The following is a 26155-nucleotide window of genomic DNA, read 5'->3' as shown; positions in this document are numbered from 1 at the left end:
TCGGCACCACTCCCCTATGCCAAGTTCTATCATGACGTTCTGAAGATGGCAGGAATAAAACATGACCCCTCCCCCCTCCACTCCTTTGGCCCGGACTACCCTTCCCTTTGGCACGTGGCCCTCACCCATCAGCGCCGACCTTGTCGCCGGGGCCACGCTGGGGCTGTCGGACGTGCGGGCCGATGGTGCGGACATCTACTGGATCGAGGGACGCCCGGCGGAGGCAGGACGCCGCGTGCTGGTGCGCTGGCGCGATGGGGTCACGCGCGACATGACCCCACCGCCGTTCGATGTCGGCACGCGCGTGCATGAATATGGCGGCGGGGCCTATACCGCAGCAAAGGGCCGGATCGTGTTCAGCAACCGCGTGGACGGGTCCGTATGGCTGATCGACGGCGATGGCGCACCACGCGCACTCGGCGGGATGGACGGCCTGCGCTTTGCCGATTTCGCACTCAGCCCGGACGGGCGCTTCGTCTTCTGCGTGCGGGAGGATCACAATACCGGTGGCGAGGCTGCGGCTGCCATCGTCGCCTTTGACTGCGGTGCGGGGGCTGACCCCACCGACAATGGCGGCACGGCGCTGGTGATGGGACCGGATTTCCTCGCCAGCCCCCGGCCCTCGCCCGACGGGCGGTTCATGGCGTGGGTGGAATGGGACCATCCCAACATGCCATGGGATGCCACCCGCCTGCGCGTGGCCTCCCTGCTGCAGGAGGGGGCGGACATGCCCCGCCTCGCCGCGCCATGGACACTGGCGGGGGAGGACGGCACGGCGCGTTCCGTCATCGAGCCGCGTTGGGAGGCAGACGGCCACCTGCTGGCGTCATCGGACATCAGCGGGTGGTGGAACCTCTACCGCTTCGATATTGCAGATGCCGCCCCTGCGAAGCCCGTGGCCCCGATGCAGGCGGAAATCGGCCTGCCACAATGGATCTTCGGCCTGCGCAGCTACTGCCCGCTGCCGGATGGGTCGATCCTTGCGCTGGCCATCCACGACGGGGAAAACCGCATGGTCATCCTGCGCGATGGCGCGGCCACGCCAGTGGACCTGCATTTCCCGACGCAATGCCCGGTCGCGCTATCGGACGGGACGCTGGCATGGCTGGACACGCCACCTGACGACGCGGCCTCGGTCGTGCGGGGCGTGCCGGGACAGCCGCCCACCATCCTGCGTCGTGCGATCGCCCTGCCAATGGCGGCGGGGGATATTTCCCACGCCCGCGCGCTGCACTTCCCCCTGTCCGATGCGGCGGATGGCACAGGACACGCGTTTTTCTATCCCCCCGCCAATGCACGTTATTGCGGCATAACCGGCACGCTGCCGCCGCTGGTGGTCATGGCGCATGGGGGACCGACGGGACGGGCGAACCCGGCCTTCTCGTTCAAGGTGCAGTGGTGGACGTCGCGCGGCTTTGCGGTGGTGGACGTCAATTATGGCGGCTCCACCGGGTTCGGACGCCCCTACCGTCTGCGGCTGGAGCGCGAATGGGGCATCGTGGACATTGATGACTGCATCGCCGCGTGCCGCTACCTGATCGCGCAGGAGCTGGTGGATCCGAAGCGCATCGTCATCCGGGGCAGCAGCGCAGGCGGGTTGACGGTGCTGGGTGCACTGGCGCGTTCCGACCTGTTCGCTGCCGGGGCCAGCCTGTATGGCGTGACCGACCTGCGCGCGCTGGCGCAGGAGACGCACAAGTTCGAATCCCGCTACCTCGATTCCCTGATCGGGCCTTACCCGCAGGACGAGGACACCTATATCGCGCGCTCGCCCCTGGCGCAGGCGGCGGATATCCATGTGCCGGTCCTGTTCCTGCACGGGCTGGATGACAAGGTGGTGCCGCCCGCGCAGGCGGACGAGATGGCGCGCGCCCTGCGGCAGCGCGGCGTTGCCTGCGCGCAGTATGAATTCGAAGGGGAAGGGCACGGGTTCCGCAAGGAGGCGACGGTGCGCCGCGCCCTTGAACTGGAACTCGATTTCTACCGGCAGGTGCTTGGCCTGCCGACGGCGCAGGACGGTGAACACGTCGTCCTGCGGTAAAGCGTACAAAAGTTTTTGGTGAAGCTTTTTTCAAAAAGCTTCAAAGAACGCCGCCTTTTTGAAAAAAGGCGGCACCCAAAAACTTTTACTCTTTTCAGTCTTCTTCCGCGACGATGGCGGAGGATTCACGCGTGGGACGGAAACGTCCCTCGCGCAGGGCATCCTCGATATCTTCCAGCGAGGCGCCACGTGTTTCCGGCACGAAGAAGTAGATGAACAGAACCGACGCCAGGTTGACCCCGGCATAGAACCACATCGTCCCGCCCAGCGTGATGGTGGACACCAGCGTCAGCGCCGTGCTGGTCACCAGCAGGTCGCTGCCCCACAGCATGGCCGAATGCAGGCTGGTCGCGTTGCCGCGCATCGACAGGGGGAACATCTCCGCCCCCAGCAGCCAGCCAACCACCTGGATTCCGCCCGCGTTGAACACCATGAACAGCAGCATGAAGATGATGATCATCCAGCTACCGATGCTGCCCTTGTCCGGATGGATCAGGAACATGATGCCCAGACCCACGAGGCTGAGGACCGAACCCGGCCCCATCACCAGCACAAGGCGGCGACGGCCGATACGGTCCACGATATTCGACCCCAGCACCGTCATCACCAGGTAGACGATGGAGATGCCGATGCTCGCCATCAGCGCGGCCGAACTGCCAAAGCCCGCATCCGACAGGAAGGTCGGGGCGTAATAGATCATCATCTCCAGCCCGCCAGCCTGCGTGAAGAACGCAACGCCCAGTGCGGCAACCAGTGCCGGACGCACCCATGGCTGCATCAGGCCACGCCAGCCGATGTCGCGCGGGTCCGCCTCGTCATTCGCGGTGATCTGGATGCGCTTGAGCTCCTTGCGGATCTCGCGCCGGGTGGTGCGGATGCGGCGTAGCTGCTCGATCGCGGAATCAAGGCTTTCATTTTCCGCAGCCCAGCGCGGGCTCTTGGGCAGGAAGAACATGGAGATGAAGACCACGGCCGCCGGGATGGCCGCGATCGCCACCATCGGCCGCCAGCCCCACGCATCACGGGCGACAAAGCCGATGACGTTGGCGGCGAAGATGCCGATGCCGATGGCGATGTTGAACATCGTGACCATATGGCCGCGCTTCTTCGCCGGGGCGAGTTCGGAGATATACATCGGCACGACCTGCGTCGAACCACCCACCGCGAGGCCAAGGAACACACGCGCGGCGATCAGGGCATAGACATCCGGCGCCCATGCACACGCCATCGCGCCAAGGACGAACACCGCGGTGACGATCATGACGGAGTTGCGACGCCCGAAGCGTTCGGACATCCACCCGGTGATGAACGACCCCATGACCGCACCCGCAAGGATCGCGGACGCCACCATCTCCTGATAGAAGCTGCTGAGGTGGAAATCGCGGGTAATCAGCAGCAGCGCGCCGGAGACGATGCCGGTATCGTAGCCATAGAGGCCACCGCAGATGGCGGCCACGATGGCTGCGAGCCAGAGTGTCTTGTGTGCGTTGGGCGAGATTTCGAGATCGGAGAGGTCAGGGATGGGTTCGGGCTGCGAGATGGGTCCGGCCTGGGACTGGGGGGAATAATTCTGCATGCGTGTTCCTTTGTTTCGATATCTGTCTAATTCCCGGCATTGCGCAGGGTTCCATCCGTTTCGCACCGGACATGACCTGCCGCGCCAAGGGCGGCCTTCATTTCCGCGACATGCGCCATGGCCGCATGGAATGCGGACCAGTCATCGTCCCGGGCGATGGGCCGCCATATGTCTTCCACCGTCTCGATCCACATCGCGCATGGATCGTCGCGGGTGAAATAGGGAAGCGAGACATCGACCCCCGCGCGTGGCGGATGGCTTTCGATCTGCTTTCGCAACGTCTGGAACGCCGGGGATTCGTAAAAGTACTTCCTCGGTCCAGACATGGCGCGGTCGCGACTGATGGCGCCACCATACCAGTCAAAGAACAGGAATTCAAACCCGATCGCACTTTCTTCGAGAAAAGACCACACGGATTCGCGCAGTTCCGTGGACGTATTTCTTGATATTTCCTCAACACCAAGACGTTGCAGTGCACAAATATCGAGGAACCTTTCGTACCTTTGAGGAAACTTTTCGAAAATACTTCTGATCTTCTCCATTTCCGAAAATGGCAGCAGGCATTCCGCCATCCGCGCCAGATTCCACATCATCGCGGTTGGTTGCCGGCCAAAGGCATACAGGCCGGAATGATCGAAATAGGCCGCCGTGAAGGTCGGGTTGTAATGCGGCGCGAACCGCCACGGGCCATAATCGAAGCTTTCCCCCGCGATGTTGATGTTGTCGGTATTGAGCACGCCATGCACGAACCCCGCACTCATCCACTGCGCCGTCAGCAGTGCGAGGCGCGTACATAGTGCATCGAGCAGGGTCGCCGCCGGATCCTCCGCCCCCGTCAGGGCGGGATAGTACGTCTCCATCACGTAATCGAGCAGGCGACGCAGCGACGGCGTATCCTGCATCGCGGCAAGGCGCTGGAACGTGCCGATGCGGATATGGGAATGACCCAGTCGCGCCAGCACGCATGACCGCGTGGGCGAAGGCTCGTCCCCCCGGTGCAGCGCCTCCCCCGTCTCGATCACGCTGAGGCTGCGCGAGGTGGTGACGCCGATCGCATCCAGTGTCTCGCTCGCGAGGATTTCGCGTACGCCCCCCTTGAGCGTCAGTCGCCCGTCGCCCCCGCGCGACCACGGCGTCGTGCCGCTGCCCTTCGTCCCGATATCGAGCAGCCGCCCGTCGCACGCATCATATAACTGCGCGAACAGGAAGCCGCGCCCGTCGCCAAGGTCGGGGTTGTAGGCCTGGAACTGATGGCCGTGATAGCGCAGCGCCAGCGGCTGCGGCAGGCTGCCGGGCAGCGCCCTGAACCGGCCAAGGTGGGCGATCCACTCCGCCTCCGTCAGGGTGTCGAGGCCGATGCGCGCCGCCGCTTCCTGATTGCGAAAGCGCAGGATATGGGCCGGGAAGCTGGCGGGCTGCACCGGGTCATAGAACGCATCCCCCAGCGTCATGTGCCGTGTATCGGGTCGGTAGGCGGGGGAAAATGGCATAAGGTTCAACCTCGGGACTCAGGCAGGACAGGAAGGTCAAGCGAGACAGCGGCAGGGGCGAAGCAGGCCTCGACCTGCGGCACCGGCACCACGTCATCCGCGCCACACGACCAGCACGGGGCATTGTCACGGTCGATCAGGCGCGCACGGACCCCTTCGGCGAAATCCGGACGCGCGACCAGCGCACAGACAAGGCGGAACTCCTGCTCCAGCACCATGTCAAGGTCGGGCAGCGCCCGCGCCCTGAAGAATGCGCGCCATGCCACCTCTACCGCGAACGGGTCCGCCTGCGCCAGCGCCGCAAGGTCATCGCGCGCCCATGGGGCGTCGCAGGCATGCAGGCGTTCGGTCACCACCTGCATGTCGGGGGCGTCATACACGGCATCAACCCCGGCCATGTCGCCCCAGCCGCCATCGGCCACCGGCACGCGGGGCGCGAGGTCGAGCACACGCCCCGCCGGATGGCGTGCAAGGTCGGCCGCCACCTGTTCCAGATCGCCCGAGGGCACCATCCGGTCGGCAAAGCCACAGGCGATGGCCTGCGCCCCGTCCATCCGCCCGCCCGTCACCGCAAGCCGCAGTCCCGACAGGCCCGGCGCGCGCGACAGCAGGTACGACCCGCCAGCATCCGGGGTCAGGGCGATCGCGACCTCCGGCATGGCAAGGACGGAACGCTCCGTCACGATACGGTGGCGTACATGACCGCCCAGACCGATGCCGCCGCCCATCGCGATCCCGTCCATGAAGGAGACGATCGGCTTGGGATAGCCCGCCAGCACGGAGACAAGGCGATAGCTGGCGCGAAAGACCGCGCGCACTGCCGCAACCCCCTCCGTGGGCAGCAGCGCATGAAGTGCCCGCAGGTCGCCCCCGGCGCAGAAGGCGCGTGGCGTCGTGCTGTCGAGGATGATGGTCCGCACGTCACGATCCCCGCGCCAGCGTTCAAGGCAGGCGGCGATCCCTTCGATCATGCCGATATCAAGTGCATTGAGTGCCCGCGGGCGGTCCAGCGTGATGCGTCCCAGATGCCCCTGGCGTGAAATACGCAGCGTTTCGTGTGTCATCGCGACGGCGTCTCCGAATTGTCGTGCATCTTCAAGCATGACAGAATAAAGGAGCGGAACCCCCACCAGCCGCATGTTTTAATCAGCGCGCGATCATGTGACGTCAGGAAGGACAGGACAACGTAATGGGTATCGACGCCCGGACCTATCGGGATGCAATGGCGCGACTGGGTGCGGCCGTAAATGTGGTGACAACCGGCACGCTGGAAGACCCGGCCGGATTTACCGCCTCGGCCGTGTGTTCCGTCACCGATGCGCCGCCGACCCTGCTGGTCTGTGTCAACCGCGCGTCACGCATCCGCCCGCGCTTTCGCGAGGGGGCGGCGATGTGCATCAACGTGCTGTCCGCAGCGCAGCAGGAGATTTCGGGCATATTCGCCTCCGCCCGGGAACAGCATGAACGCTTCGCCTTCGGCCACTGGGCCACGCTGACGACCGGTGCACCGGTGCTGGAGGAGGCAGTGACCTCCTTCGACTGCCGGATCGAGCGCATCGTGGAGGTCGGGACCCATAGCGTGATGTTCGGCGCAGTCGAAAGCCTGCGCAATGGCGACAGCCATGGTGGCCTGATCTATTTCAACCGCACCTACCATATCCTGCCCCCCTCCGGCGAAGCCTGAAACCACACGGGGATTTTACGCGAAATTAATCCCTTTGCGACCGTATGGGCCTTCCCGGACATGGCAGGACACGGCGGATGCGCAAGATCAGACCACGCGACGGCAGGACACGGCAGGAAGGCGACGAAGGACCGGACGTGCCGGTCGTGACATGGCGCATGCTGATCGGGATACAGGTGGGGGTGACGGTGTTCATCATGCTGATGGCATGGTGGGACAGCACCCTGCCGCGCTGAAGTCGCGTCCCTTGCAGTAAGTATTTGTTAAAATTAATAAAAGTTTTTGGGTGCCGCCTTTTTTCCAAAAAGGCGGCGTCTTCGAAGCTTTTCAGGTCAAAAGCTTCACCAAAAACTTTTTCACGTCTTCCCGCTCCATCCCATGTTGATTGCGCACATAGGCTTACCACCTGCCGGGGGGTTCATCACCGCCGGATTGAGGCGTATATCCGCACAGGATGACAGGAGCGGCAGGACAGATGGGCAAGGATGATCGCCACGACGACACTGGGACACAAACCACCGTCTTCGGCGTCGAAGTCGAACGGATGCTGGACCGCGCGCATGACATGTGCCGCCGCCATGGCGCACGCCTGACGCAGCAGCGCCGCCTGGTACTCGGCCTGGTGCTGAGCGCCGACCGGCCCATCGGGGCCTACGACCTGCTCGACCGCCTGCGCCGCGACACGAAGGGGGCCGCGCCGCCGACCGTCTATCGCGCGCTGGACTTCCTGCTCGAACAGGGACTGATCCACAAGATCGAGCGCCTGTCCGCCTTCGTCGCCTGCCGCCACATGCTCCACAGCGCGCATGAATGCGACAACCACCTGCATAGTGCCCAGTTCCTGATCTGCACCAAATGCGGGCATGTGACCGAACTTGAAGACAGCCAGATCGTCCATGCGCTGGTCACCGCGACACAGGCGCGGCAGTTCAGCCTGCGTACCTCTACCATCGAGGCCGAGGGCATCTGCGCTGCCTGTTCCTGAAAAACTGTTTTAAACCAATACATTAATAAAAGTTTTTGGGTGCCGCCTTTTTCCAAAAAGGCGGCGTCTTCGAAGCTTTTTGGAAAAAAGCTTCACCAAAAACTTTTGATACTTTCAGGATTTCACAGTGGCCCGCAACGGATGCCACCTGCCGCATCACAGTGATTGCATCCCCGGCGCATTTCCCGGCATGATGCGGGCCAGCCTGCCGCCACGGGGCGGAGCACAAACCACAGAGCCCCGCATCCGGGCGGAGTGTCGCGATGACGCGTTCGCGTCGCAACGAAACGGGCGAACTGCCCCTGCCGTATCCCCCCGCCACCCCACGGGACAACGGGCCGCACCCAAAAAAACGCAAGACCCGCCAGCCTGACACGCCTCCCGCCGGGCAGGAGGACCTGTTCGCACGCCCCCTGCCGCCAGTCGCGGCCCCGCCACGGCGGGTCACGCACCTTGACGCGGCGGAGGTGGGCCTGTCCTTCGTCCCCCTGCGGCAGTTCGGGCCTGCCGACGCCACCGACGGTTTTTTCTATATCGTCACGACAATGTTGCAGGCCGATTCCATGCTGGCCAACGGCATCGCCATCAGTCCCCGCGCCCCCGTACCGCTGACGGAACGGCCGGGCGTCATGGCGTGGTACGCGGACATGAGCGAGGACATGGACGCCATCGCCGACGAAGGCGGTGTGGCGATCCTGCGACTGCGGCGTTTTATGGTGAATGATCTGGTCGAAAATGATCCTGATCATACCCGGGCCTATGGGGTTCCATGCTACTTCCTGACAGGTGTGGCGCGTTCCGCGCCGATCTGAGCAGGAATTGAAACAGGCCGGACCTCCCGGCGGCCCTTTATCTGAGCCCGAACCGACCGGGGCCCCGTGCCCGCGCGTTGGTAACGAAGAAGAAATAAAATGAAGGATCAGCATATATGAATCAGTCCGTCACGCAGCCCGTGGGGTCGTCGCGCATGCGCTCCCTGATCATCGGGTGCCTTGCGGCGCTGGCGGGCCTGATGGCCGGTCTGGATATCGGCGTCATTTCCGGCGCGCTGGATTTCGTGGCCAAGGAATTCCATGCCTCCACCGTGGCGCAGGAATGGATCGTCAGTTCCATGATGGCGGGCGCAGCCCTGGGGTCGATGTGCGCGGGGTGGATGTCGCACCATATCGGGCGCAAGCGTACGCTGCTGGTGGGTGCCGTGGTGTTCGTCGCCGGTTCCTTGGAATGTGCGCTGGCATGGTCGGTGCCGTCGATGATCATCGGCCGCGCGGTCATGGGGCTGGCGATCGGGGTCGCGGCCTTCACGGCGCCGCTCTACCTGTCGGAAATCGCGAGCGAGACAGCACGCGGGGCCATGATCTCCACCTATCAGTTGATGATCACGGCGGGCATCTTCCTCGCCTTCATGAGCAATACGTTCTTCAGCTATTCCGGCAACTGGCGCGGGATGTTCGCCGTGGCGGCGATACCGGGGGTGCTGTTCCTGATCGGTGCGCTGTTCCTGCCGTTCAGCCCGCGCTGGCTGATGATGAAGGGCCGCCGCAGCGAGGCGCTGGAGGTGCTGGCCAACCTGCGTGACAGCCGCAGCGACGCCCGGCGCGAGATCCAGAGCATCAGCGACCAGCTTCAGCAGAAGCAGAAGGGCTGGGCGCTGCTGGCGAACCGCAACTTCCGCCGTTCCATCCTGCTGGGCATGGGATTGCAGATCATGCAGCAGTTGGCCGGCGTGAACGTGGTCATGTATTACGCGCCCAAGATCTTCGCGCTGGCGGGCTATGTCGGCCCGGCGCAGTTGTGGTGCACGGCGATGGTCGGGCTGGTGAACATGCTGGCGACGTTCGTGGCCATCGGGCTGGTGGACAAATGGGGGCGCAAGCCGATCCTGTATACAGGCTTCCTTATCATGGCGGTTGGCATGGGCAGCCTCGGGCTGCTGCTCAACTCCCTGCCGCTGGGTCCGGGGGAGCAGATCATCGCCGTGTTCATGCTGATGATCTATATCTCCGGCTTTTCCATGTCGGCAGGCCCCCTGATCTGGGTCCTGTGTTCGGAGGTCCAGCCGCTGCAGGGGCGTGACCTTGGGATTTCCATTTCCACACTGACCAACTGGATCGCCAACATGATCATCGGCGCGACCTTCCTGTCGCTGCTGCAATGGATCGGCAATGGCCCGACCTTCTGGATGTTTGCGGCCTTCAACCTGGCGTTCGTGTTCGTGACGTGGCGCTTCATCCCCGAGACGCGGGACATGAGCCTGGAGGGGATCGAACAGCGCCTGATGGCCGGCCTGCCGCTGCGCGAGATAGGACAGCCGTCGCGCAAGGCGGCGCAGGATGCCAGCAGCGCCCGGATCCCGCAGGAATCTTCGGACGTGGTTCCCAAAGGTCCGTGATCCCTGGCGGGGCCGGCAGGGAGCATGCTCCCTGCCTCCAGATCATCAGAAATTTTCTGGTGAAGACTTTTTCGAAAAGCTTTAAGGAACACCGCCTTTTTTTGAAAAAAAAGCGGCACCCGGAAACTTTTGTCAGTCTTCGCTGCTATTGGCGTAACGACGATAGATGAAAGGCGGCGGCACGGCAGGCAGAGCCGCGATTGCCGCGCTGATCCGGTCATGGGCCGGCGCGCGTTCGCATACCGGATCGGTCGCCGCCGCGTCCCCCGCCAGCGCCAGTGCCTGACAGCGACACCCGCCCCAGTCCTTTTCACGCTGGTCGCAGGTGCGGCACGGCGCGGGCATCCAGTCCGTTCCCCGGAACATGGTGAACAGCGGGGCGTGATCCCATATCGTGCCCAGAGATGCTTCCCCGATGTCAGGAATATGCACCCCCGGGATACTTTCCGCCGCATGGCACGGCAGCACCCGGCCAGAGGGGGAGACATTGACGAAACGCCGCCCCCATCCCCCCATGCAGGGTTTGGGCTGGTCGGCATAATAATCGGGCGTCACATAATCGATGGACAGGCGACCGGCATATTGCGCCCGTGCGGCCTCCACCGCGCGGGTGGCCTGTTCCACCTGTTCGCGCGTCGGCATCAGGGCATTGCGGTTGCGCAGGCCCCAGCCATAATACTGCGTATGCGCGATCTCCACCCGCCGCGCACCCATTTGTGCCGCCGCGTCGATCATCTGCGCCACGCGCCCGACATTTTCGCGGTAGATGACGAAATTGAGTGTCAGCGGCATGCCATCGGCCACCACCATTTCGGCGGCGGCCATCTTCTTCGCCTGCGCGCCCTTCATGCCGCCGACATGTTCGGCGTTGGCGGTCTCTATATCCTGAAATGACAGTTGCACATGATCCAGCCCTGCCGCCACCAATGCGGCGAAGGCGGCGGGCGTCATCAGCACGCCCGACGTGATCAGGTTCGTATAAAGCCCGCGCCCCACCGCATGACGGACCAGTTCGGGCAGGTCGGGACGCGCCATCGGCTCGCCCCCGGAAAAGTGCACCTGCAACACACCAAGGTCCGCCGCCTGATCAAGTATGTCGATCCATTGCGCCGTGGTCAGTTCATTGGCGCGTGGCTCCAGCGCCAATGGGTTGGAGCAGTACGGGCACTGCAACGGACACCGGTGCGTCAGTTCCGCCAGCAGGCTCATCGGGGGCGCGGGTTTTTCCGTCATGGCAGCAGGACCTGCCGCGCCACAAGGTCGGCGGCCATTTCCATGACATCGCGCGCGATCAGGTCACGCGGGGCGGCAAATCGCGCGGCAAGGTCGGTGACGATCGCATCGAGCGTGCGCGTCCCATCGACAAGGCGCAGGATCTCCACCGCGACGGGATCGGGCAGGAAGGCGCGTTCGGGCGCCTGTATCACCCACTGGTCGCGCACACGGTCATGCTGCAACCGCACGCCACGGGCAAACCTTACGACGCTGTCGGGTGTCAGCGTAGGGGCGTCCGTCATGGGCAGGTCGGCCGGAACGCGCCCGGCGGAATCCGCCCCGGCGTGACATAGGCATAATCCAGCGCATCAAGCATGGACCACAGCACCCCGCACTTGAACTTCAGCGCGCCAAGCACCGCTTCCTGCTGCTCTGCCGTGCGGGCATGTTCGCGGACATAGGACAACGCGAAATCGGAATCACGCGGGGCCTGCGTCAGGCGCGGATGGAAATAGGCCAGGGTCTCGCTGTTGACGAAATCATAGTGCCGCAGCATCCCTGACACGCGCTCGCTGATGATGGTCGGCGAAAACAGTTCCGTCAGGGAGGAGGCGATCGCCGCAAGGATCGAACGGTCACGGACAAATTCAACATAGGCATCGACCGCGAACTTCGTGGCAGGCAGCAGCCCCTCCAGCGACTCGACATAGGCACGGTCAAGGCCCAGCCCGTCCGTCAGCTTCAGCCAGCGTGCCACCCCTCCGGTCCCCGGCGCATCGCCATCATGATCCACCAGGCGCCGCCGCCATTCACGACGCAGTTCCGCCGTCGGCAGGCGCGCCAGTAATGACGCGTCCTTGGCCGGGATCCGGCACTGGTAATAATAGCGGTTCAGCGCCCATGCCTGCACCTGCCCCTGCGTCAGGCGACCATCATGCAGGGCACGATGGAACGGGTGCAGGTTATGGTAACGCTCCGCCCCGATGGCGCGCAGCGCGGCCTCAAGTTCGTCGGGGGAAAGTATCTGTCCGGTCATAGGGTTATCCTCATCCCGTCATGGGCCACGTCCCATCCCTGCGCATTGGCCTGCTGGCGCTCGGCCGAGTCCGAAAGCAGTACGGGATTGGAATTGTTAATGTGAATCAGGATTTTGCACCCGATATCGAGGTCACGGAACGCCTCAAACGTGCCGCCTTCGCCCATCAGCGACATATGGCCCATGCGCTGGCCCGTCTTCTCGCCGATGCCCGCGCGCAGCATCTCGTCATCGACCCATAGCGTGCCGTCAAAAAACACAAGGTCCGCGCCCGACAGGCGCTGCCGCAGCGCATCGGTCATACGCGCGCATCCGGGGATGAAACAGACGCGGTGCGTGCCATCGGTGATCTCAAGGCCGATCGTCTCGCCATTTTCAACAATGGCGGCGGGGTCCGGCCCACGTTCGGCATAGAGCGGCACCTTGCCCGGCACCACAAAGGCCCGGATGTTCAGCCCCGCAGGCGCGCCATCGACCAGGTGCAGCGCGACATCCTGCTCCAGCGGAAGTTGCGTGCGCGTCACCACCTGCCGGTTCAGCGCCTCGAACACGGGATTGGCGTCCAGCGTCTCCAGCACCGCGTCGGTGGCCAGCAATGTCAGGGGTTGGCGTTCACGCAGGGTCAGCAGGCCCGCGATGGTATCGACCTCGCCCCCCGTCAGGATCACGCCCGCGATCGGGGTCGAACGCAGTCCTTCCTGCGGGTGCAGGGCAGGGGTCTGGTTGATCTGGGTCCGCAGATCGGGGGAGGCATTGATGATGAACCAGTGCCGTCCGTCGCCACTGATGGCGATCGAGGCCTGTGTGCGGGGCAGTGCGGCAGGATCGCCGGACCGGGCCCGTCGGCAGCCATCGGCGTTGGAGTTCCATTGCGGAAACCCGCCACCAGCAGCAGCACCAAGAACGATGATGTCGATCATGGCCGACATTTATAAGCAAATCGCCACCCGTGACGAGACGGGTGGCGATTTAAAAACGTCTTACTTCTTTTCGCCGCAGACGTAGCTGTTGATTTCCGCGCCCAGGGGAACTTCAGTGATCTTGGGGGTGTTCCATGCCATGACTTTTCTCCATTTCCTGCGATGAAGGCGACAATCCTTCATATCCAGGACATATTTGAACGCTGAATCCGAATGCGTTGCAACTGCCTCTCAGGTACCAGAGGGGCCATGGGGCGGGGAATGCCTTCACAATCCTGTGTACCCCGCTCATTCCCCCATCCCGTTCCGCCCCCGCCGCCATTGCAAGAATTGCGTAGCGGCAATGCCCGCCGCTGTTGTGGGTTGCGAAGGCAATCCGGACGGATTAGGCCTGTTTTCCTGTTTCTTGCTCGGTAAAGCCGGTTGGTCGGTCCCCTGATCCCCTGCGTCTTGCCAAAGGTGAAGCCGGATCATGCCGCCCGAAGAGACCATGCCCACCCCGCCTGACACACCGTCGCCCGCGCCATCGTATGAAAGCATGCAGCAGCATCGCGCGCGTGAGGTCATGCGCCATACCCGCATGGACCTGAAGACGGCGTGCCTGCTGGTGCTGAGCATCCTTGCGGTGTTCTACACGCTGTATTTCGCAGCCTCCATCATCCTGCCGATGATCCTGGCGCTGGTGGTGAACCTGCTGCTGTCCGCGCCGATGCGCTTTCTGCACCTGAAGATGAAGCTGCCCAAGCCGCTGGCGGCCCTGATCCTGATCCTTGGGGTGTTCGGGGTCGTGGGTGCGATCGGGACCGCGATTTCGGTGCCCGCCGCCGGGTGGATCGAACGCGCGCCAGAGGCGATGAACGCGCTGGGCGAACGCCTCGCCTTCCTGCGTGGCCCGATCCACCTGCTCAATACGGCGTCGGAGCGGATCGAGAACTTCATGACCATCGCGGGCAGTCACCTCGACCATACGACGGCCAAGGCAGGCAGTGACGATACGAACCATATCGTGATGTCCGCCGCCCCCGCCAGTGGTGGCCTCGACAGCTTTGGCTCCTCCCTGCTGCTGGGGACGCGGGCGTTTGTGGGGCAGTTCTTCACCATGATCCTGATGCTGTTCTTCCTGCTGGCGCAGGGGGACAGCCTGTTGCGGCGGTTCGTGGAGATCATGCCCACCTTTGCGGACAAGCGGCGGACCGTGCAGATCGCCTATCAGATCGAACGCAATGTCTCGCTCTACCTTGCGACGATCACGATCATCAACTCCCTCGTCGGCCTTGCGAACATGCTGCAATGCTGGCTGCTGGGCATGCCCAACCCGCTGCTGTGGGGGGTGATGGCGTTCCTGCTGAACTACATCCCCATCATCGGCCCCATGATGGGGATCACCATCTATTTCCTTGTGGGGCTGTTCACCTTTCCCTCCATCCTGCAGGCGACCCTGCCGCCGGCGATCTACCTGTGCATCCACCTGACGGAGGGGGAGACGATCACGCCGATGGTGCTGGCGCGGCGCTTCACGCTCAATCCCGTGCTGGTGATGGGATCGCTGATGTTCTGGGACTGGCTGTGGGGGATTGGCGGGGCGTTCCTGTCCGTGCCGCTGCTCGCCGTGTTCAAGATCATCTGTGACCATGTCGATATCCTGACCCCCATCGGCCACATCGTCGGTGGCCCGACACGCGGGGCGAATACGGCGCCACTGTTTACGCCGGACATGATTGACGAGGATGACAGCCAGCCACCGGGGAAGTAAGGCCCAGGGCGCTGCCCTGAAACCCGCCAAAGGGCAGTGCCCTTTGGAAACCATGACCTTGATTTATGGAATAAAAGTTCTTGGTGAAGCTTTTTTCAAAAAGCTTCGAAAGACGCCGCCTTTTTGAAGAAGGGCGTCAGGGTGCAGCAGTCGTGCTGCCCCGAAAACTTCAGTCCTCGCCTTCGGCAAGGCTTTCGAGTCGCTCCCGCGACAGCAGCGTGATGGCATACCCCTTGCCCACGTCGATCATCCCCTGCGCACGCATCCAGCTCAGCGTGCGGCTGACGGTTTCGATGGTCAGGCCAAGGTAGTCGGCAATGTCGCCGCGCGTCATGGGCAGGTGCAACTGCCCCGCGCTGTTGAGTTCGCCATGATTGGCCTGGTCGAGCAGGAAACTCGCGACGCGTTCGCGCGCTGTCTTGCGGCCAAGCAGCAGCATCTGGTTCTGGGCCGCGACAAGTTCGTTGGACGCCTCTTCAAGCAGGCGACGTTCCATGCGGGGGAAATCGTCAAGCAGGGTGCGCATCCGCTCCCGCGAGAAGCGGCACAGGCGGACCGTATCGACCGCCTCCGCCCCGAAGGCATAGCGGTCGGACACCGCAAGCCCGAGGAAATGGCCCGGCCCGGCGAAACCGGTGATCTGCCGCCGTCCGTCGGGCAGGGCCTTGAACAGCTTTACCGTGCCGGAGGTGACGTTGAAGAAATCGGTGGCGGGTTCGCCTTCCTCGATGAAGCAGCGGCCGGGGGGAACGATGGTTTCCACCGCCGCATCGGACAGGCGGGAGATGTCCGCGTCGTCGATCGCACTGCACACGCTGGAGGGACGGACGTTGCACATCTTGCAGAAATCAGGCTGGAGGCCGACAGCCCCCATGACAAGACGCCGTGGTCGCTGCTCGAACTGGCACGAAGACGTATCCGGCATGTTTATCCCAATTCCCTGCTGTTGCCCGACGCAACACCCGGCCGTCGTCCCGGGTGGGCACCGCGCATGGCACTGTGGGCACCAACGCAATAACGGCACCCCGAAGGCCGCACAGTATGGATGACCCCTTGATATAAATCAATGCAGAGCCCCGATCCCAATCCGGTAAACCATAATGATTAACAATCTTTGGACATAAGGATGCCGCCCCCAGTGCCTGGACATTCCTCCCTGACGGTACGGCGGCTTGGCGCTACGGACATTCTGGTGCTTTACCCTCTGGTCCAGCAGGCCTTTCCGGAGATGGAGCGGCGGCGCTGGATGGATGTCGGCCGCCGGATGTCGGTACAACGCAAGCGCCCGCGCCAGGGGATCCTGGTCGCGCAGTACGGCACCAGGGGCCTCCCCTGCGCCATGGCGACCTATCGCCGCGATTTCGACATCCGCTTTGGCCAGGTCCTGACCAGCGACCACTGCATCGTCATGACACCCGGCGATGCGCAGCAGGTCATCGACGCGTTTCACCCGGTCATGACGCAACTGGCGCAGGAACTTGGCTGTCATGCAATGAGGACAATGCAGCCCATCGCAAAAATGACAACGCTCCCCCAAAAAGTGTGTCCTGCCGAACACATAGTCGAAAGAACACTGCTTTTGACGGAAATTAACGGTTTCTCGCCCCCCGCCTGATTGATCCATATCAAGGTGCGATGTAAGCGCCCCATGATTGTTGCCAGTCATCAAAACACGTTGATTACGACGACACGTCGTCAGAATGAAAAGGTCCGCACCAGATGAAGAAAATGCGTAACACTGCCCTTGCGGCGGCGCTGGGCGCTGCGGCTATCGCGCCTGTCGCGGGCCATGCTCAGACTGCGACACCGTCCACCTATGTCAACGCGCCGCTTTCGGCTCCCGTCGCCCCTTCGCGCCCGCATGGCCACTGTGGCATTTTCGAGACATGCTCCAGCACCAAGATCGGTCTGGGCAAGGGTGACTTCATGATCCGCCTGTCGGCCGTCGGCGTCCTGCCGGAAGACCGTGACAGCAAGGTCTGGGCCAATGGCGCGACACTGACGGGCACGCGCGTCAAGACGACCGACCAGGTCATGCCGGAACTGACGTTCGAATACTTCGTCACCGACAACATCTCGCTGGACCTGATCGCCACCAGCACGCGCCACGAAGTGCAGGCCAATGGCGGCGCGCTGTCCGCCCTGACGGGTGCGAGCAAGACCGACGTGGGCAGCGCCTGGGTGCTGCCGCCGACGGTGACCGTCGCGTGGCATTTCCGTCCGCACAAGCGCCTGAACCCGTATGTGGGCGTGGGCGGCACGTTCATGTGGTTCCACAACATGAACGCCAGTGGCGCGCTGGGCCTGACGAAGCTGAACTCCGGCTTCACCGGTGGCCCGTCGATCAATGCCGGTGTCGATTACCAGCTGGTGGGCAACTGGTTCTTCAACTTCGACGTGAAGCAGATGTTCGTGCGCATGCACGCATGGGCTGAAAACGGCGGCGAAACCCTGAAGGTCCGTGCGCACGACTCGCTGGACCCGACGGTCGTCTCCGCCGGTATCGCCTACCGGTTCTGATGACATGAACGTGGCGGACCCCGCCGCGCTGGCTGCGCGGTACGCCCGGAACCTGCCACGTTACACAAGCTACCCCACGGCGGCGCAGTTTACTGACGCCGTGGGGCCGGACGACGCCCGCGACTGGCTGCGGGCCGTCCCTGCGGGGGATGCGCTCTCCCTCTACCTGCATGTTCCCTTCTGCGACACGCTGTGCCGGTTCTGCGGCTGCAACACCGCCGTTCTGCGCAGTGCCGACGCCCGGGCCGCCTATGCCGCCCTGCTGATCGAGGAACTGCGCCGCATCACCAGACAGCTTGGCACCGGCCATTCCCTCTCCCACCTGCAATGGGGCGGGGGCACGCCGACCACCCTGCCCGTAGGCACGTTGCGGCAGGTGATGCAGACCATCCGCAACAGCTTCACGCTGCTGCCCGATGCCGAAATCAGCATCGAGATCGACCCCCGACACCTGCCCGCGCATTATCCTGCCGTCCTGCATGAACTCGGCTTCAACCGTGCAAGCCTCGGCGTTCAGGACATCAATCCCGCCGTGCAGGAAGCCTGCGGCCGTATCCAGAGCCTGGAGCAGACCACGGCCTGCATCGACGCGCTGCGTGGGGCTGGGATCGACTCGATCAACATCGACCTGATCTATGGCCTGCCACGACAGAGCGTGCAGGGCGTGCGCGACACGGCCACCGCCATCGCTGCACTCTCTCCCGACCGGCTGGCCGTGTTCGGCTATGCCCATGTGCCGTGGAAGCAGAAGCGCCAGAACCTGATGCCCACGGGCGAACTGCCCGACGCCATCGCGCGCTTTGAACAGCGGGCGGCCATCAACGACGCCCTGTGCGCTGCCGGCTACCTGCCCGTCGGGCTGGACCATTACAGCCGCCCCGACGATCGCATGGGGATTGCCGCGCGTGACGGCACGCTGCATCGCAATTTCCAGGGCTACACCACTGACCCGGCAACGGTCCTGATCGGTGTGGGGGCATCGGCCATCTCCTCCTATCCGCAGGGCATGACGCAGAACGCGGTGTCGTCCGCCGCCTATGCCCGCCTGATGGGGGAAACACCCGACAGCCTGCCGGTTGTCCGGGGGGTGCGTCGCACCATGGATGACCGCCTGCGTGCGCAGGTCATCGAACGGCTGATGTGCGACATGGATATCGACCTTGATGCCTTCACCATGCGCCACGGCCTGCCGCAGGACAGTTTTGATGATGACCTGCGCAAACTTTCTGGACTGGAAGCGGACGGATTTGTCATCATCTCCGGGCGGCGACTCCGCGTGACCGAGGGAGGACGTGTGTTCCTGCGCCATGTGGCCGCCGCCTTCGACCGTCACCTTGATATGGACATGCCCCAGCGTCACGCCAGCGGAGTATGAGCATGCCTTCCCACGCCTCATCATCCGCCGCCATGCCGGGCATCGTGGACAGTCCCGTCATCTCCGCCCTGCGCACGGCGCGCTGCACCGATGATCCGTTTCCACACTGGAACATGGACAATGTCCTGCCGCCGTCGGTTACGCACTCCCTGCTGGCATGGGACCCGGGGGCGACGTTCCACGCGGGCGAAAGCGGCGGGCGGCGCGACGTCCGCAACGGGCACCGGATATTCGTGACACCTGCGGGCCGTGCGCGTGACCCCGAACTCGACCACCTGGCGCACCTGTTCGACGCCCCTGCCGCACGACAGCATTTCGAGCGGACCTGCGGCATCGACCTTGCGGGGACGTTCCTGCGGCTGGAACTGTGCCTTGATACGGACGGGTTCTGGCTGGCGCCGCATACCGATATCGGGGCCAAGCGGCTGACGCTGCTGATCTCCCTTTCCACCGACGCCGATGCCCGTGACTGGGGCACCGACCTGCTGACCCCGCAGGGGCAGTCGGTGGCGCGGGCGTCGGGGGCGTTCAACTCCGGCCTGCTGTTCATCCCGTCTGACCGGTCGTGGCACGGCTTCGTCCGCCGCCCCATCACCGGGCTGCGCCGGACGCTGATCGTCAACTATGTCGGCCCCGAATGGCAGGCGTGCGACGAACTGGCATTCCCGCCCGCGCGGACCTGACCGGCACGCCAGACCTGCCCTGTCCGGCCTGTGGATATGCGCCACATGCGCAATATACATGCACACAAACCTTTATTCCCGTTTCAAACGGTTCTAGGAAGCGTTGCTACATGTGGTATCCCACCTATCCACGTCATCCCGGTCATGACGCAAGAGGACAGATCTAGGTATGAGCGAAAACCCGCGCGAGATTATGGAATTCGACGTCGTAATCATCGGCGGCGGTCCCTCCGGACTGGCGGCGGCCATCCGGCTGCGCCAGCTGGCGCCCGACACCAGCGTCTGCCTGATTGAAAAGGGCAGCGAGATCGGGGCGCATATCCTGTCGGGCGCAGTGATCGAGCCACGCGCGCTTGATGAACTCCTGCCACACTGGCGCACCAGCGGCGCGCCGCTCAACACCCCCGTCAGCGAGGAGCACATGCTCTACCTGACGCCGTCGCGCGGCTATCGCATCCCGATGCTGGATCGGGTGATGCCGCACATGCGCAACCACGGCAACTATATCGCAAGCCTGGGCGAGGTCTGCCGCTGGCTTGGCGCACAGGCCGAGGAAATGGGCGTCGAGATCTATCCCGGTTTCGCCGGGGCGGAGGTCCTGACCGAAAATGGCCGCGTGGTGGGCGTGGCCACCGGCGACATGGGCGTGGGCCGCGATGGCAAGCCGGGCGACAATTACGCGCCGGGGATGGAACTGCGCGCGAAATACACCATCTTCGCCGAGGGCTGCCGCGGGTCGCTGACGAAGCAGGTCATGGAGATGTACAACCTGCGCAAGGGCGTCGATCCGCAGACCTATGGCCTGGGCATCAAGGAACTGTGGGAAATCCCCGCCGAACTGCATCGCCCCGGACTGGTGCAGCACAGCTTTGGCTGGCCGCTCGATGACCGCACCTATGGCGGGGCGTGGATGTACCATTTCGGGGAAAACCTCGTCTCCTACGGCTTTGTCGTCGGGCTGGATTATCCCAACACGTGGCTGTCCCCGTTTGACGAGATGCAGCGCGTGAAGCTGCATCCCTCCTTCCGCCCGTATTTCGAGGGTGGGCGCCGCCTGTCCTATGGCGGGCGCGCCCTGTCCGAAGGCGGGCTGCAGTCCATCCCGCGCCTGACCTTCCCCGGCGGCATGCTGGTTGGCGACACGGCGGGCTTCCTCAACGTGCCCAAGATCAAGGGCACCCACACCGCGATGAAGTCGGGCATGCTGGCGGCCGAGGCCGTGGCCGAAGCCTTCCTGACCAACCGGGTGGAGCCGGGCTCCTACACGCGGCGGATCAGGGAATCCTGGCTGTGGGACGAACTGCGTGGCGTGCGCAACATCCGCCCGGCCTTCGCACGCTTCGGTATGAAGGGCGGCGCGCTGTATTCCGGCATCGACGCCATGCTGCTGCGCGGTCGCGCGCCGTGGACACTCCATACCCGCCATGCGGATAACGAGACGCTGGAGCCTGCCTCCATCTCGCCGAAGATCGACTACCCCAAGCCGGACGGCAAGATCACGTTCGACAAGCTGTCGTCCGTCTTCCTGTCGAACACCAACCATGAAGAAGACCAGCCCGTGCACCTGAAGGTGCGCAGCATGTCGATGTGGAAGACCGTCAACTGGGACGTGTTCCGCTCCCCCGAAAGCCGCTACTGCCCCGCAGGGGTGTATGAGGTCGTGGACGAGCAGACCAACCCGACATTGCAGATCAATTCGCAGAACTGCGTCCACTGCAAGACATGCGACATCAAGGACCCGACCCAGAACATCGACTGGGTCACGCCCGAAGGCGCGGGCGGTCCGAACTATCCCGGCGGCATGTAACCCCATGCCCCACCGGCGCCATGGCCCCGTCGTGGCGTCGCCTCTTTTTGCTCCCCCATCCAGACACAGACAGGAAGATATGTGATGAAGGTTCTTGTCCCCGTAAAACGCGTGATCGACTACAACATCAAGCCGCGCGTGAAGGCCGACGGCACCGGCGTTGAAACCGCCGGCGTCAAGATGTCGATGAACCCGTTTGACGAAATCGCCGTCGAGGAGGCCGTCCGCCTGAAGGAAAAGGGCGTCGTCACCGAAATCGTGGCGGTATCCATTGGCGAGCCGAAGGCGCAGGACACGCTGCGCACCGCCATGGCCATGGGTGCTGACCGCTCCATCCTGGTGGAAACCGAGGCCGTGACCGAACCGCTCGCGGTGGCCAAGGTGCTCAAGGCGCTGGTGGAAAAGGAAAAGCCCGACCTGGTCATCCTGGGCAAGCAGGCGATCGACGATGACATGAACGCCACGGGCCAGATGCTCGCGGGGCTGCTGGGCTGGCCGCAGGGCACGTTCGCCAGCAAGGTGGAACTGCATGACGGCAAGGCAACCGTCACGCGCGAAATCGACGGCGGCCTGCAGACCGTCGAACTGGCGCTGCCGGCCATCGTCACGGCGGACCTGCGTCTGAACGAACCGCGCTATGCCTCGCTGCCGAACATCATGAAGGCGCGCAAGAAGCCGATGGAAAAGATCACGCCCGCCGACGTGGACGTGGACATGACCCCGCGCCTGAGCATCGTGTCGGTGGCCGAGCCCGCCGGGCGCAAGGCGGGCATCAAGGTGGATTCCGCAGCAGAACTGGTCGCGAAGCTGCGTAACGAAGCAAAGGTGATCTGATCATGACCGTACTCGTACTTCTCGACCACGAAAATGGCGCCATCCGGCAGGCGTCGCGTTCCGCCGTCGCCGCCGCGTCGAAGCTGGGCGATGTCGATGTGCTGGTCGTGGGCCGCAACGCTGCCGAGGCCGCACAGGCCGCGGCGAAGCTGCCGGGCGTGAAGAAGGTCCTGTCCGCCGCCGATGCCACCAGCGCCGACGAACTGGCCGAACCTGTCGCCGCCCTGCTGGCCTCGCTGGCGGATGGCTACAGCCACATCCTTGGTGCCTCGAGCGCGAACAGCAAGAATATCCTGCCCCGTGCGGCAGCCCTTCTGGATGTGCAGCCGATCCCCGATATCGTCGAGGTCATCGACGCCGACACGTTCGTGCGCCCGATCTATGCCGGCAGCGCGCTGGCGACGGTGAAGTCGTCCGATGCGAAGAAGGTGCTGACGGTTCGTGCCTCCGCCTTCGATCCCGTCGCAACCGAGGGTGGTTCCGCCCCGGTCGAAAGCGTGGCCACCCCGGCGGGCGAGGACAAATCCAAGTTCATCGGCACCGAACTGTCGCAGTCGGAGCGTCCGGAACTGGAATCCGCGCGCGTCGTGGTGTCCGGTGGGCGCGGCATGCAGAACGAGGAGAACTTCAAGCTCCTCGAACCGCTGGCCGACCGTCTGGGCGCGGCCATCGGCGCATCGCGCGCGGCGGTCGATGCAGGCTTCGTGCCCAATGATTACCAGGTGGGCCAGACCGGCAAGATCGTGGCGCCGGAACTGTATATCGCCATGGGGATTTCCGGTGCGATCCAGCATCTGGCGGGCATGAAGGACAGCAAGGTCATCGTGGCCGTGAACAAGGATCCGGAAGCCCCGATCTTCCAGATTGCCGACTACGCGCTGGTGGGGGACCTGTTCGAGGTGCTGCCCGCGCTGGAAGCCGAACTCGACAAGGCGGGCTGATCCCGTCATTCAGGGGCGCTGCCCCTGAACCCCGCCAAAGGGCATTGCCCTTTGGAAACCATGACTTCCGGACGTTTTTGGGTGCCGCCTTTTACCTGAAAAGGCGGCATTTATCAGGGTGCAGGGATCGCGATCCCTGCCGGGTCCGGGCAGAGCCCGGCTCTATCCCACCCTCAGTCCTCGCCCAGCACGGCGCGCGCACGGCGGACCACCGTGTCATATTCCTCCTGTGTCAGGTCTCCCCGATGCAGCATCTCGCTCGCCCGGGCGAGGGCGTCGCGGGCATGCGTTTCATCAGGGATGGGATAGCGCCGACCGGGAAGGGCAAATGCCGAATCCGGCAATGCATTGCGTTCTGCTGCTGTCAGTCTGGACATGATCCGTCTCCTCCATGCCGTTCATCCGGGCCATCTCCGTATGGAATGTCCCATACGGACAGATTACGCCGACACAAAAGCCAGGCAATGCACAAAACGCGGTCATATGCCCCTAAAACAATGCACGACTGACACGCTATACGGCTGAAAAGCGGGTCAAAAAAAACGGGACACATCGCCAATGCAATGTATCCCGTCAGTTGATCACACATGAGAGCATCATGTGGAATTTTATACCAGACCGTATTCAGTCCAGACGTTTCAGTATTTGGCGAAGTCACGCTGACTTCATGACGCATTATTGTCACCAATATTTTTTCAGGTCAACATAAAAAACAAAATAATTATCTCTTTTACTTTTTTTGCACTGCACAATTACTCGTTTTGTTTTGCACTGCACAATCGACACCAAAATATAGACACAAATGACACATATCACTGCACCGGTCGCAGATGATGGATTATTCACCCACGGGGGACCTGCGGCATGTTCCTGATCCCCCGGATATCCTATATGATGGCCCCATGACCCGCATGACAGGCTTCGGCCGATCTCGCATGAATGCCCATCGCGGCCGGACCAGCATTAGATGACGCGCATGCGACAGGGCACGACCACACGACGACATGCCGCGTTCTGTCAGGGCAGCATCATGCGTCATGTGGTCGTCATGGCGGGAACTGGCGCCATCGGCCTGATGGCCGTGTTCATGGTTGACCTGCTGAACCTGTTCTACATCTCCACCCTGCACAATCCGGCCATGACCGCCGCCATCGGGTTCACGGCCGCGGTCGGGTTCATCCAGATCGCGGTGTCCATCGGCATGTCGATCGGGCTAGGCGCGACCACCAGCCGTCAGATCGGGGCCGGGCATCATGACATGGCCCAGCGCATCGCATCTTCGTTTTTCGTGGTGATGCTGATCCTGACCAGCCTGATCGGCTTTGGCACCGCCCTGCTGGCGCATCCCATCCTGCATGCACTCGGCGCGCATGGGGAGGCCGAGCATCAGGCGGCACTTTACCTGTACATTTCCTCTCCCATGCTGCCATTGATCGCGGCGGGAATGGGGTGTTCCAGCCTGCTGCGCGCGGTGGGGGCGGCGCAGCAGTCCATGAATGTCACCTTGGCGGGGGCGCTGATTTCTGCCCTGCTGGATCCCGTGCTGATCCTTTGGATGCACCTTGAACTGCAGGGCGCGGCCTTCAGCACGCTGGCGTCACGCGCGCTGGTGGCCGCACTGGGGGCCTATTGCGCGCGGCAGCATGACCTGCTGGCCTGGCCTGTGGTGCGGTTCATACGGACCGACACCCACCGGGTGGGACAGATCGCGATGCCAGCCATCCTGACGAACCTTGCCACCCCAATCGGCGGGATATTCGTCACGCACGCCATGGCGAGTTTCGGCCTGTCCGCCGTGGCGGGACAGGCAACCATCGACCGTATCGTCCCCGTGGCCTTTGCTTTCGTCTTCGCGCTGACGGGCTCGATCGGGCCGATCATGTCGCAGAACCTCGGTGCGGGAAAACCCGAACGGGTGCATGAAACGCTGGTATCTTCGCTGAAGCTGGTGCTGGGATGCGTGGCGCTGACATGGGCGATCCTGTTTTTCGGACAGAATGTCGTCATTCACATATTTTCGGCCACAGGCACGACCGCCAGCCTGATCCGCCTGTTCTGTAACTGGACCATTGGCGGCTATTTCTTCATCGGCATCCTGTTCGTCGCGAATTCCGCCTTCAACAACCTTGGCCATCCGCTCTACTCCACGCTGTTCAACTGGGGACGGGCGACGCTGGGCACCATTCCCTTTGTCTGGGTCGGCATGCATTTCGGCCCCATGGGTGTGCAGGTCGGGCAGGTGCTGGGAAGTGTCCTGTTCGGGGTGTGTGCGGTGATGGTGGCGTTCGGTGTGGTGCGCAACCTCAAGGTCGAACCCGCGGCGATCCATCCGGATTCCATCCCCTCCCTGCCCCCCGCCCAGAGCGCGGAAAGCGCCATGATCGAACTCGACGACCTGGATAACGAGGCGCAGGAATATGAGCAAGGCGAAGAGGATGCACGGGACCGGTCCCTATCTCGCAGCGGCGGATGAAACCGATGCAGCCCGTCCTGTCATGCACGGGGCTCCAGAATGGAAATGTTTCCGGCCTGTTTCCCTTCGTCAGGAAAAAGTGGTTGTCAGATTCATGCAACGGGGCAAAAATCCGTGCACTCTCCTTACTGCCACCGCGGCCCTGCGGATCACTGCGGTTCTGTCTCGACAATCACCAACGGCTAAGGTAATGGAGGCGGCTGTGTATTTCATTCGTTGCCACAGGAGCATCACTGACAACTCTGGATGGAAAGGCATGTGGCTGATCAGCCTGAAATCTGATTTTCCGGGATGCGGGGCATGGCTATTCCCAGCGGAAGCTGGCGCACTGTGATCCTGTCCCCTCCATGAGTTTCCGAGCAGGTTCCAACATGACCGAAGAAATCATTTTGCGGAGATCGGCAGCAGTGCCCAGTCTTTTTGTGTGCGA

Annotated in this window: 25 protein-coding genes; 15 read left to right on the top strand and 10 right to left on the bottom strand. The window is 63.3% G+C overall.

The features are described from left to right. The first annotated feature begins 61 nt into the window (after positions 1-61). Positions 62-2041, top strand: coding sequence for a S9 family peptidase (locus HNH97_RS11055; RefSeq protein WP_171790913.1), 1980 nt, complete (start codon positions 62-64; stop codon positions 2039-2041). 94 nt (positions 2042-2135) lie between these two features. Here HNH97_RS11055 and HNH97_RS11050 read toward each other — a convergent pair whose 3' ends face one another. The 3 genes from HNH97_RS11050 to HNH97_RS11040 are packed head-to-tail and all read right to left on the bottom strand — an operon-like array spanning position 2136 to position 6171. Continuing rightward, complete coding sequence (locus HNH97_RS11050) at positions 2136-3617, bottom strand: sugar porter family MFS transporter (protein WP_171790912.1); 1482 nt, start codon at positions 3615-3617, stop codon at positions 2136-2138. 26 nt (positions 3618-3643) lie between these two features. After that, complete coding sequence (locus HNH97_RS11045) at positions 3644-5107, bottom strand: protein adenylyltransferase SelO family protein (RefSeq protein WP_171790911.1); 1464 nt, start codon at positions 5105-5107, stop codon at positions 3644-3646. Between the two features lie 5 nt (positions 5108-5112). Continuing rightward, on the bottom strand, positions 5113-6171 hold the full coding sequence (locus HNH97_RS11040) for an enoyl-CoA hydratase/isomerase family protein (RefSeq protein ID WP_171790910.1): 1059 nt from the start codon (positions 6169-6171) through the stop codon (positions 5113-5115). Positions 6172-6296: 125 nt separating this feature from the next. On the opposite strand from HNH97_RS11040, the gene HNH97_RS11035 reads away from it, so the two are divergent. The 5 genes from HNH97_RS11035 (at position 6297) to HNH97_RS11015 (ending at position 10168) form a co-directional block, all read left to right on the top strand. Next, on the top strand, positions 6297-6791 hold the full coding sequence (locus HNH97_RS11035; protein ID WP_171790909.1) for a flavin reductase: 495 nt from the start codon (positions 6297-6299) through the stop codon (positions 6789-6791). A gap of 77 nt (positions 6792-6868) precedes the next feature. Continuing rightward, on the top strand, positions 6869-7027 hold the full coding sequence (locus tag HNH97_RS11030) for a hypothetical protein (RefSeq protein WP_167400321.1): 159 nt from the start codon (positions 6869-6871) through the stop codon (positions 7025-7027). Between the two features lie 239 nt (positions 7028-7266). Then, complete coding sequence (locus HNH97_RS11025; RefSeq protein WP_171790908.1) at positions 7267-7776, top strand: transcriptional repressor; 510 nt, start codon at positions 7267-7269, stop codon at positions 7774-7776. A 263-nt stretch (positions 7777-8039) separates the two neighbouring features. After that, positions 8040-8588 carry a hypothetical protein gene (locus HNH97_RS11020; RefSeq protein ID WP_171790907.1) on the top strand — a complete coding sequence of 183 codons (549 nt, stop codon included), beginning with the start codon at positions 8040-8042 and terminating at the stop codon, positions 8586-8588. Between the two features lie 116 nt (positions 8589-8704). Next, a complete protein-coding gene (locus HNH97_RS11015) occupies positions 8705-10168 on the top strand; it encodes a sugar porter family MFS transporter (protein WP_171790906.1) in 1464 nt (487 codons plus the stop codon). Positions 10169-10300: 132 nt separating this feature from the next. On the opposite strand, the gene pqqE is transcribed toward HNH97_RS11015, so the two are convergent. The 5 genes from pqqE to pqqA are packed head-to-tail and all read right to left on the bottom strand — an operon-like array spanning position 10301 to position 13480. After that, on the bottom strand, positions 10301-11401 hold the full coding sequence (gene pqqE, locus HNH97_RS11010; RefSeq protein WP_171790905.1) for a pyrroloquinoline quinone biosynthesis protein PqqE: 1101 nt from the start codon (positions 11399-11401) through the stop codon (positions 10301-10303). After that, complete coding sequence (gene pqqD, locus HNH97_RS11005) at positions 11398-11685, bottom strand: pyrroloquinoline quinone biosynthesis peptide chaperone PqqD (protein WP_110096466.1); 288 nt, start codon at positions 11683-11685, stop codon at positions 11398-11400. Before pqqD ends, pqqE begins: the two co-directional genes overlap by 4 nt. Beyond that, positions 11682-12419, bottom strand: a complete 738-nt coding sequence (pqqC, locus tag HNH97_RS11000) for a pyrroloquinoline-quinone synthase PqqC (RefSeq protein WP_110913338.1) — start codon at positions 12417-12419, stop codon at positions 11682-11684. Before pqqC ends, pqqD begins: the two co-directional genes overlap by 4 nt. Further along, positions 12416-13339 (bottom strand): pyrroloquinoline quinone biosynthesis protein PqqB, encoded by a 924-nt coding sequence (gene pqqB / locus HNH97_RS10995; RefSeq protein ID WP_171790904.1) that lies wholly within the window; start codon positions 13337-13339, stop codon positions 12416-12418. The genes pqqC and pqqB overlap by 4 nt, the downstream gene beginning before the upstream one ends. Positions 13340-13399: 60 nt before the next feature. Continuing rightward, the gene (pqqA, locus tag HNH97_RS10990; RefSeq protein ID WP_075595519.1) at positions 13400-13480 is read right to left on the bottom strand and encodes a pyrroloquinoline quinone precursor peptide PqqA; all 81 of its coding nucleotides are present in this window, start codon (positions 13478-13480) and stop codon (positions 13400-13402) included. Positions 13481-13904: 424 nt separating this feature from the next. On the opposite strand from pqqA, the gene HNH97_RS10985 reads away from it, so the two are divergent. Next, entirely contained in the window at positions 13905-15092 is a 1188-nt protein-coding gene (locus tag HNH97_RS10985) for an AI-2E family transporter (protein WP_227744636.1), read from the top strand. Between the two features lie 169 nt (positions 15093-15261). Here the strand turns inward: HNH97_RS10985 and HNH97_RS10980 are convergent, their stop codons facing one another. Beyond that, on the bottom strand, positions 15262-16017 hold the full coding sequence (locus tag HNH97_RS10980; RefSeq protein ID WP_171790903.1) for a Crp/Fnr family transcriptional regulator: 756 nt from the start codon (positions 16015-16017) through the stop codon (positions 15262-15264). A 213-nt stretch (positions 16018-16230) separates the two neighbouring features. Between HNH97_RS10980 and HNH97_RS10975 the strand changes: the two genes are divergently transcribed. The 7 genes from HNH97_RS10975 to HNH97_RS10945 all read left to right on the top strand — a co-directional run bounded on the left by HNH97_RS10975 (position 16231) and on the right by HNH97_RS10945 (position 23252). Further along, on the top strand, positions 16231-16707 hold the full coding sequence (locus tag HNH97_RS10975) for a hypothetical protein (protein WP_171790902.1): 477 nt from the start codon (positions 16231-16233) through the stop codon (positions 16705-16707). Positions 16708-16811: 104 nt separating this feature from the next. Then, positions 16812-17612: an OmpW/AlkL family protein gene (locus HNH97_RS10970; RefSeq protein WP_110096065.1), complete on the top strand. Its 801-nt coding sequence runs from the start codon at positions 16812-16814 to the stop codon at positions 17610-17612. Between the two features lie 4 nt (positions 17613-17616). Further along, a complete protein-coding gene (gene hemN / locus HNH97_RS10965) occupies positions 17617-18987 on the top strand; it encodes an oxygen-independent coproporphyrinogen III oxidase (protein ID WP_171790901.1) in 1371 nt (456 codons plus the stop codon). A gap of 32 nt (positions 18988-19019) precedes the next feature. Then, positions 19020-19670 carry a 2OG-Fe(II) oxygenase gene (locus tag HNH97_RS10960; protein WP_233045300.1) on the top strand — a complete coding sequence of 217 codons (651 nt, stop codon included), beginning with the start codon at positions 19020-19022 and terminating at the stop codon, positions 19668-19670. A 169-nt stretch (positions 19671-19839) separates the two neighbouring features. Continuing rightward, positions 19840-21477 carry an electron transfer flavoprotein-ubiquinone oxidoreductase gene (locus HNH97_RS10955; protein ID WP_171790899.1) on the top strand — a complete coding sequence of 546 codons (1638 nt, stop codon included), beginning with the start codon at positions 19840-19842 and terminating at the stop codon, positions 21475-21477. Positions 21478-21561: 84 nt separating this feature from the next. Further along, on the top strand, positions 21562-22311 hold the full coding sequence (locus HNH97_RS10950) for an electron transfer flavoprotein subunit beta/FixA family protein (RefSeq protein ID WP_171790898.1): 750 nt from the start codon (positions 21562-21564) through the stop codon (positions 22309-22311). A 2-nt stretch (positions 22312-22313) separates the two neighbouring features. Then, on the top strand, positions 22314-23252 hold the full coding sequence (locus tag HNH97_RS10945) for an electron transfer flavoprotein subunit alpha/FixB family protein (RefSeq protein WP_110913348.1): 939 nt from the start codon (positions 22314-22316) through the stop codon (positions 23250-23252). A 173-nt stretch (positions 23253-23425) separates the two neighbouring features. Here the strand turns inward: HNH97_RS10945 and HNH97_RS10940 are convergent, their stop codons facing one another. Next, positions 23426-23629 carry a hypothetical protein gene (locus tag HNH97_RS10940; protein ID WP_110913349.1) on the bottom strand — a complete coding sequence of 68 codons (204 nt, stop codon included), beginning with the start codon at positions 23627-23629 and terminating at the stop codon, positions 23426-23428. Positions 23630-24228: 599 nt separating this feature from the next. On the opposite strand from HNH97_RS10940, the gene HNH97_RS10935 reads away from it, so the two are divergent. Beyond that, entirely contained in the window at positions 24229-25725 is a 1497-nt protein-coding gene (locus HNH97_RS10935) for an MATE family efflux transporter (protein WP_227744635.1), read from the top strand. Positions 25726-26155 lie beyond the last annotated feature (430 nt).

It is taken from the genome of Gluconacetobacter entanii, from assembly GCF_013155425.1.
In the GTDB taxonomy this organism is placed as follows: Bacteria; Pseudomonadota; Alphaproteobacteria; order Acetobacterales; family Acetobacteraceae; genus Novacetimonas; species Novacetimonas entanii.
Note: the sequence above shows the minus strand (reverse complement) of the source record. Positions and strands in the feature narration are given on the sequence as shown.

Bases quoted from the DNA above. Each gene is read 5' to 3' on its own strand.
- HNH97_RS11055 (WP_171790913.1), top strand. From the start codon at position 62: ATGACCCCTCCCCCCTCCACTCCTTTGGCCCGGACTACCCTTCCCTTT.
- HNH97_RS11050 (WP_171790912.1), bottom strand. From the start codon at position 3,617: ATGCAGAATTATTCCCCCCAGTCCCAGGCCGGACCCATCTCGCAGCCC.
- HNH97_RS11045 (WP_171790911.1), bottom strand. From the start codon at position 5,107: ATGCCATTTTCCCCCGCCTACCGACCCGATACACGGCACATGACGCTG.
- HNH97_RS11040 (WP_171790910.1), bottom strand. From the start codon at position 6,171: ATGACACACGAAACGCTGCGTATTTCACGCCAGGGGCATCTGGGACGC.
- HNH97_RS11035 (WP_171790909.1), top strand. From the start codon at position 6,297: ATGGGTATCGACGCCCGGACCTATCGGGATGCAATGGCGCGACTGGGT.
- HNH97_RS11030 (WP_167400321.1), top strand. From the start codon at position 6,869: ATGCGCAAGATCAGACCACGCGACGGCAGGACACGGCAGGAAGGCGAC.
- HNH97_RS11025 (WP_171790908.1), top strand. From the start codon at position 7,267: ATGGGCAAGGATGATCGCCACGACGACACTGGGACACAAACCACCGTC.
- HNH97_RS11020 (WP_171790907.1), top strand. From the start codon at position 8,040: ATGACGCGTTCGCGTCGCAACGAAACGGGCGAACTGCCCCTGCCGTAT.
- HNH97_RS11015 (WP_171790906.1), top strand. From the start codon at position 8,705: ATGAATCAGTCCGTCACGCAGCCCGTGGGGTCGTCGCGCATGCGCTCC.
- pqqE (WP_171790905.1), bottom strand. From the start codon at position 11,401: ATGACGGAAAAACCCGCGCCCCCGATGAGCCTGCTGGCGGAACTGACG.
- pqqD (WP_110096466.1), bottom strand. From the start codon at position 11,685: ATGACGGACGCCCCTACGCTGACACCCGACAGCGTCGTAAGGTTTGCC.
- pqqC (WP_110913338.1), bottom strand. From the start codon at position 12,419: ATGACCGGACAGATACTTTCCCCCGACGAACTTGAGGCCGCGCTGCGC.
- pqqB (WP_171790904.1), bottom strand. From the start codon at position 13,339: ATGATCGACATCATCGTTCTTGGTGCTGCTGCTGGTGGCGGGTTTCCG.
- pqqA (WP_075595519.1), bottom strand. From the start codon at position 13,480: ATGGCATGGAACACCCCCAAGATCACTGAAGTTCCCCTGGGCGCGGAA.
- HNH97_RS10985 (WP_227744636.1), top strand. From the start codon at position 13,905: ATGCGCCATACCCGCATGGACCTGAAGACGGCGTGCCTGCTGGTGCTG.
- HNH97_RS10980 (WP_171790903.1), bottom strand. From the start codon at position 16,017: ATGCCGGATACGTCTTCGTGCCAGTTCGAGCAGCGACCACGGCGTCTT.
- HNH97_RS10970 (WP_110096065.1), top strand. From the start codon at position 16,812: ATGAAGAAAATGCGTAACACTGCCCTTGCGGCGGCGCTGGGCGCTGCG.
- hemN (WP_171790901.1), top strand. From the start codon at position 17,617: ATGAACGTGGCGGACCCCGCCGCGCTGGCTGCGCGGTACGCCCGGAAC.
- HNH97_RS10960 (WP_233045300.1), top strand. From the start codon at position 19,020: ATGCCGGGCATCGTGGACAGTCCCGTCATCTCCGCCCTGCGCACGGCG.
- HNH97_RS10955 (WP_171790899.1), top strand. From the start codon at position 19,840: ATGAGCGAAAACCCGCGCGAGATTATGGAATTCGACGTCGTAATCATC.
- HNH97_RS10950 (WP_171790898.1), top strand. From the start codon at position 21,562: ATGAAGGTTCTTGTCCCCGTAAAACGCGTGATCGACTACAACATCAAG.
- HNH97_RS10945 (WP_110913348.1), top strand. From the start codon at position 22,314: ATGACCGTACTCGTACTTCTCGACCACGAAAATGGCGCCATCCGGCAG.
- HNH97_RS10940 (WP_110913349.1), bottom strand. From the start codon at position 23,629: ATGTCCAGACTGACAGCAGCAGAACGCAATGCATTGCCGGATTCGGCA.
- HNH97_RS10935 (WP_227744635.1), top strand. From the start codon at position 24,229: ATGCGACAGGGCACGACCACACGACGACATGCCGCGTTCTGTCAGGGC.